Source organism: Citrobacter sp. wls708, from assembly GCF_005281255.1.
In the GTDB taxonomy this organism is placed as follows: domain Bacteria; phylum Pseudomonadota; class Gammaproteobacteria; order Enterobacterales; family Enterobacteriaceae; genus Citrobacter; species Citrobacter werkmanii.
In genome coordinates, this window is the sequence record NZ_SZXE01000015.1 from 488,672 (window position 1) to 500,142 (window position 11,471).

Consider the following 11,471-nt stretch of genomic DNA (forward strand, 5'->3'; position numbering starts at 1 on the left):
TGTTGTTCGCCTTACAGCAGATCGCGGAACTGTGTTTGTTTCAGCGCCAGCTCAACGCCACGGACTTCCGCCAGTCCTTTCAGACGACCAATCGCAGAGTAGCCCGGGTTGGTTTTTTTATGCAAATCATCAAGCATCTGGTGCCCGTGATCGGGGCGCATCGGGATTGGACGCAGATCGCCCGCCTTTTTACGACGCTGCTCTTCGCTCAGAATCGCCGCCACCACCGATACCATATCCACATCGCCCTGCAAATGCGCACCTTCGTGGAAGGTTTTCGGGTTATCTTCACGGCAAGTTGAACGCAGATGCGTGAAGTGAATACGATCGCCAAAGGTTTCAATCATTTTCACCAGATCGTTATCGGCGCGTACGCCGTAGGAGCCGGTGCACATGGTGAAACCGTTATTGATGCTGTCGACGGTGTCTTTCAGCCACTGCATATCTTCGATGGTCGAAACGATGCGCGGCAGGCCAAGGATCGGACGCGGCGGATCGTCCGGGTGTACGGCCAGACGCACGCCGACTTCTTCTGCCACTGGCACTATCGCCCTCAGGAATATCGCCATGTTATTGCGCAAGTCGTCTTTGCTGATGCCGTCATATTCAGCAAGGCGCGCACGGAACTGATCCAGGGTATACCCCTCTTCGGCACCGGGCAGACCTGCGATGATATTGCGCGTCAGTTTTTCAATATCGGCCTCGCTCATGGCATTGAAATAGTCCAGCGCCTGGCGTTGTTCTTCCGGGGTGTAATCCGCCTCAGCCCCTGAACGTTTGAGGATATGCAGCTCAAAGGCAGCAAAAGCGATCTGGTCAAAACGCAGCGCTTTGGAGCCGTCCGGCAACTGATATTCGAGGTCAGTACGCGTCCAGTCGAGGATCGGCATGAAGTTATAGCACACGGTATCGATGCCGCAGGTCGCCAGATTACGGATACTCTGCTGATAGTTAGCAATCCACGTTTGATATTGACCAGAGTGCGTTTTGATATCTTCGTGGACGGGGATACTTTCCACCACTGACCAGGTCAGCCCTTTTTCAGCCAGAATAGCCTGCCGCTTTTTAATCTCTTCAACCGGCCAGACTTCACCGTTGGCAATGTGGTGCAAGGCGGTCACAACACCCGTTGCGCCAGCCTGACGCACATCATCAAGCGATACTGGATCGTTAGGTCCGTACCAACGCCAGGTTTGTTCCATGGTTTCACCTCACAAGTTGTTATACCAAATTAGATTCACTTAATGACGACTACCATACAGGCATCTGGGCGAGGATCAACGAATCCGCAATGATTGGTTGATCCAGCTCACATTACCCGGATAAATGAGGCACACCAATTCAATTTGCTGTCATATAACTTTATACTGCCATTGTTAATTAATGGTTAATCAGGTGTATTGAATGAAAACTATTGCCTCAGTGCCGCTCGCGAAAAATGTCATGATGCCGCAGTACGATCGCCAACAATTAAAAACGCGGATTGTGCATTTTGGTTTCGGTGCTTTTCACCGTGCCCATCAGGCATTACTGACCGATCGGGTACTGAATGCACAGGGTGGGGACTGGGGAATTTGTGAGATAAGTCTGTTCAGCGGCGATCGACTAATGAGTCAGCTTCGCGAGCAGGATCATTTATTTACCGTGTTAGAAAAAGGGGCGAATGGCAACCAACCGATTGTTATCGGCTCCGTCAAAGAATGTCTGAACGCCACGCTGGATTCGCTGGCGGCCATTATCGAAAAATTCTGTGAACCTCAGGTGGCGATTGTCTCGTTAACGATTACGGAAAAAGGCTACTGCATCGATCCGGCAACAGGCTCGCTGGATCTTTCTCATCCACGCATTATTCATGATCTACAGACTCCGGCTGAGCCACATTCCGCACCCGGCATTATTGTTGAAGCGCTGCACCGCCGACGTGAACGCGGGCTGCAACCTTTTACCGTCCTCTCCTGCGATAATATCCCGGATAATGGCCATGTGGTAAAAAACGCCGTACTGGGAATGGCGGAGAAACGCTCACCTGAGCTGGCCCACTGGATCCAGGAACATGTCAGCTTCCCGGGTACCATGGTGGACAGGATTGTTCCTGCCGCCACCGAAGAGTCACTGGCTGAAATCGCCCGCGAGTTGGGGGTGGCCGATCCCTGCGCAATCAGCTGTGAGCCCTTTATTCAGTGGGTGATTGGAGACAATTTTGTGTGTGGTCGTCCGCAGTGGGAAACCGCCGGCGTACAAATGGTTGAAAACGTTCTGCCGTGGGAACAAATGAAATTGCGAATGCTGAACGGTAGTCATTCGTTTCTCGCGTATCTCGGCTATCTGGCCGGGTTTCAGCACATCAGCGACTGCATGCAGGACAGCGCTTTTCGTGAAGCCGCCTACCGTCTGATGCTCAACGAACAGGCGCCTACCCTGCAAATCACCGATGTTGATTTAGACCAGTATGCCGCTAGCCTGCTGGAACGCTTTGCCAACCCGGCGTTGAAGCATAAAACCTGGCAAATCGCGATGGATGGTAGCCAAAAATTACCCCAGCGTATGCTGGAAGGGATCCGCGTACATTTAGCACGGCGCAGCGAGTGGCCGCTGCTGGCGCTCGGCGTCGCAGGCTGGATGCGTTACGTGAGCGGAGTGGATGATTCAGGTGCGACCATTGATATTCGTGATCCATTGAGCGAGAAAATCAGCGCGCTTGTGAAGCAGAGTACAGACTCAGAACGCGTCAGCGCCCTGCTGTCTCTGCATGAGATTTTCGCCACCGATCTGGTACAGAATCCGCAGTTTGTTGCGGCTATTCAGCTCGCCTGGCAGCGTATTGCCCAATATGGTGCGCATCAGGCTGTCATTGAAACGTTAAAAAGTTAACGATTTCTGCCATTAATCAGGACGAAGCGCGTCTTCGTCCTCTCACCCCTTCTCTTTTTCCCCGTTTTTCGCCAGGATTGTTAAATGCCATTACGGCAATTTATGATTCTGGAGTAAATGTGACTAAAACCAATCTCATCACCGGTTTTCTCGGCAGTGGCAAAACCACCTCTATTCTTCATTTATTGGCAAACAAAGATCCCGCAGAGAAGTGGGCCGTACTGGTCAATGAGTTTGGCGAAGTCGGTATTGATGGCGCCCTGTTAGCCGACAGCGGCGCATTGCTAAAAGAGATCCCCGGCGGCTGTATGTGCTGTGTTAACGGTCTGCCAATGCAGGTTGGCCTCAATACGTTGTTGCGTCAGGGAAAACCCGACCGACTGCTCATTGAACCTACCGGCCTCGGACATCCCAAACAGATTTTGGATTTACTTACCGCGCCGGTTTACGAACCGTGGATCGATTTGCGCGCGACCCTTTGTATTCTTGATCCTCGCCAGCTACTGGATGAAAAAAGCGTCGCCAATGACAATTTCCGCGATCAACTGGCTGCCGCCGATATCATCGTCGCCAACAAAGCCGACCGCGCCACAACGGAAAGCGAAAACGCCCTGCAAACCTGGTGGCAGCACTATGGCGGCAATCGCCAACTGGTCCATGCCGATCATGGAAATATTGCCGGTCAATTACTGGATTTGCCCCGACTAAACCTGGCGCAGCTTCCCGCAAGCGCTGAGCACGCCCATAGTCATGCTGACAAGAAAGGGCTGGCGGCGTTAAGTTTGCCCGCACAACAGCGTTGGCGTCGCAGCCTGAACAGCGGTCAGGGTCATCAGGCCTGCGGCTGGATCTTTGACGCCGATACGGTGTTCGATACCATCGGCCTGCTGGAATGGTCGCGCCTTGCACCCGTTGGGCGTGTAAAAGGTGTAATGCGTATCAAAGAGGGGCTGGTGCGCATTAACCGTCAGGGAGACGACTGGCATATTGAGACGCAAAACGTCGCTCCGCCGGATAGCCGTATTGAACTCATCTCCGATACCGACACCGACTGGAATACGTTACAGAGCGCATTGTTGAGACTTCGTTTAGACGGTAGCGCGTAAGGTTGCCTTCGTTTTATAGCAATGGTAAACGACGATGAAAACCCGATACCCTCTTATTATACTGCTCAATATTGCAGGTATAGCGCTGTTTCTGTCCTGGTATATTCCCGCCGGGCACGGGTTCTGGTCCTCACTGGATACGGGCGTCTTCCGTTTCTTCAATCAGAAGCTGGTTGAAAGCCCGCTGTTTCTGTGGATTGTTGCGATCACCAATAACCGGGCATTTGATGGCTGCTCGTTGTTGGCTATGGGCGCACTGATGCTGCACTTTTGGCTGAAGGATACGGCGGAAGGTCGCCGGCGTATTGTGGCTATTGGTCTGGTGATGCTGCTCACCGCAGTGGTATTAAATCAGTTGGGCCAGGCGCTTATTCCGGTTAAACGCGCCAGCCCTACTCTGATGCTGGATAATATTTATCGCGTCAGCGAACTGCTGCATATTCCAACCAAAGATGCCTCCAGAGACAGTTTTCCTGGCGATCACGGCATGATGCTGCTTATTTTTTCCGCATTTATGCTGCGTTATTTCGGAAAAGTTGCAGGCATAATCGGCCTTATTATCGCTGTGGTTTTTGCTTTTCCACGCGTAATGATCGGCGCTCACTGGCTCACCGATATCGTGGTCGGCTCCATGACGGTTGTGCTGATTGGCTTACCCTGGTGGCTAATGACGCCATTAAGCGATCGTCTGGTCACGCTGTTTGTGAATTATCTGCCCGGCAAAAACAAACAATTTTCAAACAAATAACGCAAAACAATTAACATCATCAGGGAAACTTCTGATTCCCTGATGATGACGACCGATATTCCATCATTCTGATTGTCATTCTCCTGTCATCTTATTCATGTTTAGAATGAATGGCTTGCATATTTTTTACGCTAATTGTTCTTAATTTAGCCAATGCCGTTTATTCACTTTCTGTATCAATTTTTCTTATAAGAAATCACATAAAATCTCTCGCAATGACTGGGGCGATCGGGTAACCTCGAACTCGTTTTGCCTCGCGGGACAATTATTCCCTTTCTGAATAAATTTGTGCGTTCTGCCACAGATTTGACCTTAAGGAATTGTCTCATCGTGCGATGGTAATTAGTCTCGTCACGTTTGGCATTTTTTATAACGATATTTATCGTTAAGGACTTCAAGGGAAAACAAACAAAATGGTCAAATCTCAACCGATTTTGAGATATATCTTGCGGGGCATACCCGCGATAGCAGTTGCGGTTCTGCTTTCTGCATGTAGTACCACGAACACCGCCAGAAATATGCATTCTGAGACGCATGCTGTGGGCAATGGAGATAACTCTTCACTGCAAGCCTCTCAGGATGAATTTGAAAATATGGTCCGTAATATCGATGTTAAATCACGTATTATGGATCAGTATGCTGACTGGAAAGGCGTGCGTTACCGCCTTGGCGGCAGCACAAAAAAAGGTATTGATTGCTCCAGCTTCGTACAGCGTACGTTCCGTGAGCAGTTTGGTTTAGAGCTTCCGCGCTCAACCTACGAACAACAGGAAACGGGTAAATCCGTTTCGCGTACTAATCTGCGCACAGGCGATCTGGTTCTGTTCCGTGCTGGCTCCACAGGCCGCCACGTCGGTATCTATATCGGCAACAACCAGTTTGTTCATGCCTCGACCAGCAGTGGCGTTATCATTTCCAGCATGAACGAGCCTTACTGGAAAAAACGTTACAACGAAGCTCGCCGGGTTCTGAGCCGCAGTTAATTTCGTTTGGCAGCTATCCCTTGGCTATCCTGATGAGACATATCAAAAGCACTGCTTCGGCGGTGCTTTTTTGTTTCGCCTCTCGACTAAGAAAAATCTCACAGCATGGACCATTTCAGGTTATATTCATACAGAATAAGCGGTTACTACAGGTAAACATAAGGAACTATGTTCAGACGCAGCTCTTCATCCGGTCGGAAAATCCTGCTTTCCTGTATGTTAACGGGGCTTATCGTCGCATTGCTCGTGAGTACCCTGCAATTTTTGGTTACCTGGCATAAGCGAGAGGTTAAGTACGAAACGCTGCTTGCCGATATCCAGAATTATGTCAGTAGTTACTTTGCAGATCTCAAAACCACCACAGATGCGCTTCAACCCCTGCTGGAAAAGAACTGCCAGCAAGTTGCTGCAAAACTTACCTCCAGTGCGGCTTTTAACCTCAACGTTCGCGCTTTTTTGCTGGTAAAAGACGGCATTGCTTTTTGCTCCTCCGCAACAGGCGCAATGAACGCCCCCATTTTGTCGCTGATCCCCAAGCTGAATATCAACAAAGATGTTGATGTGGAAATACTTTCCGGGACGCCCATGATGCCGGATAAGCCAGCGATAATGATTTGGCACCGCAATCCCTCGTTCCATAACAGCGGCGTATTTTCTTCATTGAATATCAACCTGGCGCCCTATCTGCTTTATACCGCCCGCGAGGATAATTTTAATGGTATTGCCGTTATTGCTGGCGACACGGCTATTTCAACATTTTCATCCCGAATTATGGACGTCTCTGCGCTGCCTAACACGCCATGGCGCCAGGCGACGCTTAAAGAGGTACCGCTGAAGATTCGTTTGTATGCGCAAGAGTGGACGTACAACGACATCTGGTACGCGATTATGTTGGGATGTATGGCCGGGATTATCACCGGGGTTCTCCTCTGGTATTACATCTTCACTGTCCGGTTACGCCCTGGTAAAGATATCCTCCACGCCATCAAACATAATCAATTTTATGTGGTGTACCAGCCCGTCGTAGAGATGCAAACGCTGGAGGTAAAAGGTGTTGAGGTGTTATTACGTTGGCATCATCCATCAACGGGTGAGATCCCACCGGATGCCTTCATTCATTATGCAGAATCGCAGAAAATGATTGTCCCGCTGACCCAACACCTCTTTAAGTTAATAGCGCAGGACGCCCCGACGCTGCAAAAAGTGTTTCCTGCTGGCGCCAAACTGGGGATTAACATCGCACCAACGCACCTGCACGGCGAGAGTTTTAAAGATGACATCCGACGGCTGCGCGCCTCGCTTCCCGCGAACCATTTTCAGTTAGTGCTGGAAATCACTGAACGCGATATGCTTAATCAACACGAGGCGACACAGCTATTCGAATGGCTACACTCTGTTGGCTTTGAAATTGCTATTGATGATTTCGGCACCGGTCATAGCGCGCTTATCTATCTGGAACGCTTCACCGTTGACTACCTGAAAATCGATCGCGGGTTTATTAACGCCATCGGCACAGAAACCCTGACCTCTCCGGTTCTGGACGCCGTGTTGACACTCTCTAAGCGTCTTAATATGCTGACGGTTGCTGAAGGGGTAGAAACACCTGAGCAAGCTCGTTGGCTGCGCGATCGTGGAGTACATTTTTTCCAGGGATACTGGATTAGCCGACCGTTAAAGCTTGCTGATTTCGTGCGTTGGATGGCGCAGCCCAATAAGCCAACGTGGTGATCGCAGTTTGCGATTCATATACTCTTACTCGCCGCCACCCCCCTTATCTCTCAGGCATGATGCCCGTCGGGTTGTGACAGGAAAAGGAAAGCGCTTTTATATGATCCCTCGCCTACTGCTGCTGTTTATCGCCCTCATCGGGTTTAGCGTTCAGGCGCAATCCATCAAAGAAAGCTATGCGTTTGCCGTACTGGGCGAACCGAAGTACGCGTTTAACTTTAACCACTTTGATTACGTTAACCCAGCCGCGCCCAAAGGCGGGCAAATCACCCTCTCCGCGATTGGTACGTTCGATAACTTCAACCGCTATGCAATGCGTGGCAATCCCGGCGCGCGCACCGAAACGCTGTACGATACGCTTTTTACCACCTCTGACGACGAGCCTGGCAGCTATTACCCGCTCATTGCCGACAGCGCGCGCTATGCTGACGACTATTCCTGGGTAGAAATCGCCATTAATCCACGGGCGCGTTTTCACGATGGCTCCCCCATTACCGCCAGCGATGTCGCCTTCACCTTTCACAAATTTATGACTGAAGGCGTGCCGCAGTTTCGCCTCGTCTACAAAGGCACAACGGTAAAAGCCATTGCGCCGTTAACCGTGCGTATTGAATTAGCCAAACCGGGCAAAGAGGATATGCTCAGCCTGTTTTCATTACCCGTGATGCCTGAGAAATACTGGAAGGATCATAAACTCAGCGATCCCTTATCTTCCCCACCGCTTGCCAGCGGCCCGTACCGCATCACCCAGTGGAAAATGGGCCAGTATATTGTCTATTCGCGTGTCAAAGATTATTGGGCCGCGAACCTGCCCGTTAACCGCGGGCGCTGGAACTTTGATACCATCCGCTACGATTACTATCTTGATGACAACGTCGCCTTTGAAGCGTTTAAGGCCGGTGCGTTTGATCTGCGTCTGGAGAACGATGCCAAAAACTGGGCGACACGTTATACCGGCAAAAATTTCGCAAATCATTACATCATCAAAGATGAGCAGAAAAACGAATCCGCACAGGATACGCGTTGGCTGGCCTTTAATATTCAGCGTCCGGTATTCAGCGATCGACGCGTACGTGAAGCCATCACGCTGGCCTTTGATTTTGAATGGATGAATAAAGCCCTGTTCTATAACGCCTGGAGCCGGACAAACAGCTATTTTCAGAATACCGAGTATGCCGCAAAAAATTACCCCGATGCGGATGAACTGGTGATACTCGCGCCATTGAAAAAAGATCTCCCCCCTGAGGTCTTCAGCCAAATTTATCAGCCGCCAAAATCAACAGGTGATGGTTACGATCGTGACAACTTATTGAAAGCCAATACCTTACTGGAACAGGCTGGCTGGATACTAAAGGGACAGCAGCGCGTGAACAGCGCCAGCGGTAAACCCCTGAGCTTCGAACTGTTGCTCCCGGCGGGCAGTAACAGCCAGTGGGTACTGCCGTTCCAGCACAACCTGCAGCGCTTAGGCATCACCATGAACATCCGCCAGGTTGATAATTCGCAAATCACGAACCGCCTGCGCAGTCGCGACTATGACATGATGCCGAGGTTGTACCGCGCGATGCCGTGGCCGAGTTCAGACCTGCAAATTCTGTGGGCCTCTGAATACATTGATTCCAGCTACAATGCGCCCGGCGTGCAAAGCCCGGTGATTGATAAATTGATCAATCAAATCATCGCGGCGCAAGGTGATAAAGCCAAACTGATCCCGCTGGGACGGGCGCTGGACAGGGTATTAACCTGGAACTACTACATGTTGCCGATGTGGTACATGGCCGAGGATCGTATCGCCTGGTGGGACAAATTTTCACATCCTGCTATTCGCCCAATTTACACCATCGGCCTCGACAACTGGTGGTATGACGTCAACAAAGCGGCGAAGCTACCCGCAGCCAGACGACAGGGAGAGTAAATGGGCGCTTATCTGATTCGACGTCTGCTGCTGGTGATCCCGACGCTCTGGGCCATCATCACCATCAACTTTTTTATCGTGCAAATTGCCCCCGGCGGTCCCGTTGAGCAGGCCGTCGCCGCTATTGAGTTCGGGCAAAGTGGCGCCTTACCCGGCGCGGGCAGCGAAGGCGTTCGCGCCAGCCACGCGCAAACCGGCGTGGGTAACATCAGCGACAGCAATTATCGCGGAGGCCGCGGTCTGGATCCGGAAGTGATTGCAGAAATCACCCGCCGCTACGGGTTCGATAAACCTATTCATGAGCGTTACTTCAAAATGCTCTGGGACTACATTCGTTTCGATTTCGGCGACAGCCTGTTTCGTAGCGCTTCGGTGCTGACGCTTATCAAAGACAGCCTGCCCGTTTCCGTTACGCTTGGGCTGTGGAGCACACTCATCATCTATCTGGTGTCGATCCCGCTAGGTATCCGTAAAGCGGTACACAATGGCAGTCGATTCGATGTGTGGAGCAGCGCATTCATTATTATCGGCTATGCCATCCCGGCATTTCTGTTTGCGATTTTGCTGATCGTCTTTTTTGCCGGGGGAAGCTACTACGATCTGTTCCCGCTGCGCGGGCTGGTTTCCGCCAACTTTGACTCTCTGCCCTGGTATCAAAAAATAACCGACTACCTGTGGCATATTACCCTGCCGGTGCTGGCGACGGTGGTTGGCGGGTTTGCCGCGCTGACCATGCTGACTAAAAACTCATTTCTGGATGAAGTCCGCAAACAGTATGTCGTCACCGCGCGCGCCAAAGGAGTAAGCGAGAAAAATATTCTATGGAAACATGTGTTTCGCAACGCGATGTTACTGGTGATAGCAGGTTTCCCGGCAACGTTTATCAGCATGTTTTTTACCGGCTCGCTGCTGATTGAAGTCATGTTCTCGCTTAACGGACTGGGGTTACTGGGGTATGAATCCACCGTATCACGCGACTACCCGGTGATGTTTGGCACGCTCTATATCTTCACCCTGATCGGACTGCTGCTGAATATTCTCAGTGATATCAGCTATACGCTGGTCGATCCCCGTATTGATTTTGAGGGACGCTAATGTCGCGATTAAGCCCCGTCAATCAGGCCCGCTGGGCGCGTTTTCGTCATAACCGCCGCGGCTACTGGTCGCTGTGGATTTTTCTGGTGTTGTTTGGCCTTAGCCTGTGTTCCGAACTGATTGCCAACGATAAGCCGCTGCTGGTGCGCTATGACAGCAGTTGGTATTTCCCTCTGTTCAAAAACTACAGTGAAAGCGACTTTGGCGGACCACTGGCGACCAAAGCTGATTATCAGGATCCCTGGCTACAGCAGCGCCTGGAGAAGCAGGGATGGATCCTGTGGGCGCCCGTACGCTTTGGGGCCACCAGCATTAACTTTGCCACCGATAAGCCCTTCCCTTCCCCACCTTCTGCGCAAAACTGGCTGGGGACGGACGCCAACGGCGGCGACGTGCTGGCGCGTATCCTCTACGGCACGCGTATCTCGGTCCTGTTTGGTTTAATGCTGACCCTGTGTTCCAGCGTGATGGGCATCATGGCTGGCGCTATTCAGGGCTATTATGGCGGCAAGGTGGACCTGTGGGGGCAGCGATTCATTGAGGTTTGGTCTGGTATGCCAACGCTGTTTCTGATCATTTTGCTGTCGAGCGTGGTCCAGCCCAACTTCTGGTGGCTGCTGGGCATTACCGTGCTGTTTGGCTGGATGAGTCTGGTTGGCGTGGTGCGTGCGGAATTTTTACGTACCCGAAACTTTGATTACATTCGTGCCGCGCAGGCGCTCGGCGTGAGCGATCGCAGTATTATTCTGCGTCATATGCTACCCAACGCGATGGTCGCCGCCCTGACTTTTTTACCGTTTATATTATGCGCCTCGATAACCACCCTGACCTCGCTGGATTTTCTCGGATTCGGCTTACCGCTTGGCTCGCCATCGTTGGGAGAACTCCTGTTACAAGGTAAAAATAACCTGCAGGCGCCGTGGCTTGGGATCACTGCGTTCATCTCCGTTGCCCTGCTTTTATCGCTACTGATCTTTATTGGTGAAGCGGTACGCGACGCGTTTGATCCCAATAAGGCGATTTAA

9 protein-coding genes are annotated in these 11,471 nt (G+C 51.3%); 8 read left to right on the top strand and 1 reads right to left on the bottom strand.

Annotation, left to right across the window (positions count from 1 at the left end; genetic code table 11):
- Positions 1 to 11 precede the first annotated feature (11 nt).
- Positions 12 to 1,202, bottom strand: a complete 1,191-nt coding sequence (gene uxuA / locus FDW97_RS07590; protein WP_137350850.1) for a mannonate dehydratase — start codon at positions 1,200 to 1,202, stop codon at positions 12 to 14.
- A 202-nt stretch (positions 1,203 to 1,404) separates the two neighbouring features.
- Between uxuA and FDW97_RS07595 the strand changes: the two genes are divergently transcribed.
- From FDW97_RS07595 to FDW97_RS07630, 8 genes are all read left to right on the top strand, one after another.
- Positions 1,405 to 2,871 carry a mannitol dehydrogenase family protein gene (locus FDW97_RS07595; RefSeq protein WP_137350851.1) on the top strand — a complete coding sequence of 489 codons (1,467 nt, stop codon included), beginning with the start codon at positions 1,405 to 1,407 and terminating at the stop codon, positions 2,869 to 2,871.
- Between the two features lie 119 nt (positions 2,872 to 2,990).
- Positions 2,991 to 3,977, top strand: a complete 987-nt coding sequence (locus FDW97_RS07600) for a GTP-binding protein (protein ID WP_069323434.1) — start codon at positions 2,991 to 2,993, stop codon at positions 3,975 to 3,977.
- 34 nt (positions 3,978 to 4,011) lie between these two features.
- A complete protein-coding gene (locus FDW97_RS07605) occupies positions 4,012 to 4,725 on the top strand; it encodes a phosphatase PAP2 family protein (RefSeq protein ID WP_069323433.1) in 714 nt (237 codons plus the stop codon).
- A 413-nt stretch (positions 4,726 to 5,138) separates the two neighbouring features.
- A complete protein-coding gene (mepS, locus tag FDW97_RS07610; RefSeq protein WP_003027474.1) occupies positions 5,139 to 5,708 on the top strand; it encodes a bifunctional murein DD-endopeptidase/murein LD-carboxypeptidase in 570 nt (189 codons plus the stop codon).
- Between the two features lie 168 nt (positions 5,709 to 5,876).
- On the top strand, positions 5,877 to 7,436 hold the full coding sequence (locus FDW97_RS07615; protein ID WP_069323432.1) for a cyclic di-GMP phosphodiesterase: 1,560 nt from the start codon (positions 5,877 to 5,879) through the stop codon (positions 7,434 to 7,436).
- Between the two features lie 100 nt (positions 7,437 to 7,536).
- Entirely contained in the window at positions 7,537 to 9,351 is a 1,815-nt protein-coding gene (locus FDW97_RS07620) for an extracellular solute-binding protein (protein WP_121529292.1), read from the top strand.
- Positions 9,352 to 10,446 carry a microcin C ABC transporter permease YejB gene (locus tag FDW97_RS07625; protein ID WP_038642053.1) on the top strand — a complete coding sequence of 365 codons (1,095 nt, stop codon included), beginning with the start codon at positions 9,352 to 9,354 and terminating at the stop codon, positions 10,444 to 10,446. It abuts the gene before it with no gap.
- On the top strand, positions 10,446 to 11,471 hold the full coding sequence (locus FDW97_RS07630; protein WP_061382084.1) for an ABC transporter permease: 1,026 nt from the start codon (positions 10,446 to 10,448) through the stop codon (positions 11,469 to 11,471). The genes FDW97_RS07625 and FDW97_RS07630 overlap by 1 nt, the downstream gene beginning before the upstream one ends.

Excerpts from the sequence above, each read along its gene's own strand:
- uxuA (WP_137350850.1), bottom strand. The coding sequence starts at position 1,202 with ATGGAACAAACCTGGCGTTGGTACGGACCTAACGATCCAGTATCGCTT.
- mepS (WP_003027474.1), top strand. The coding sequence starts at position 5,139 with ATGGTCAAATCTCAACCGATTTTGAGATATATCTTGCGGGGCATACCC.
- FDW97_RS07605 (WP_069323433.1), top strand. The coding sequence starts at position 4,012 with ATGAAAACCCGATACCCTCTTATTATACTGCTCAATATTGCAGGTATA.
- FDW97_RS07615 (WP_069323432.1), top strand. The coding sequence starts at position 5,877 with ATGTTCAGACGCAGCTCTTCATCCGGTCGGAAAATCCTGCTTTCCTGT.
- FDW97_RS07630 (WP_061382084.1), top strand. The coding sequence starts at position 10,446 with ATGTCGCGATTAAGCCCCGTCAATCAGGCCCGCTGGGCGCGTTTTCGT.
- FDW97_RS07595 (WP_137350851.1), top strand. The coding sequence starts at position 1,405 with ATGAAAACTATTGCCTCAGTGCCGCTCGCGAAAAATGTCATGATGCCG.
- FDW97_RS07620 (WP_121529292.1), top strand. The coding sequence starts at position 7,537 with ATGATCCCTCGCCTACTGCTGCTGTTTATCGCCCTCATCGGGTTTAGC.
- FDW97_RS07625 (WP_038642053.1), top strand. The coding sequence starts at position 9,352 with ATGGGCGCTTATCTGATTCGACGTCTGCTGCTGGTGATCCCGACGCTC.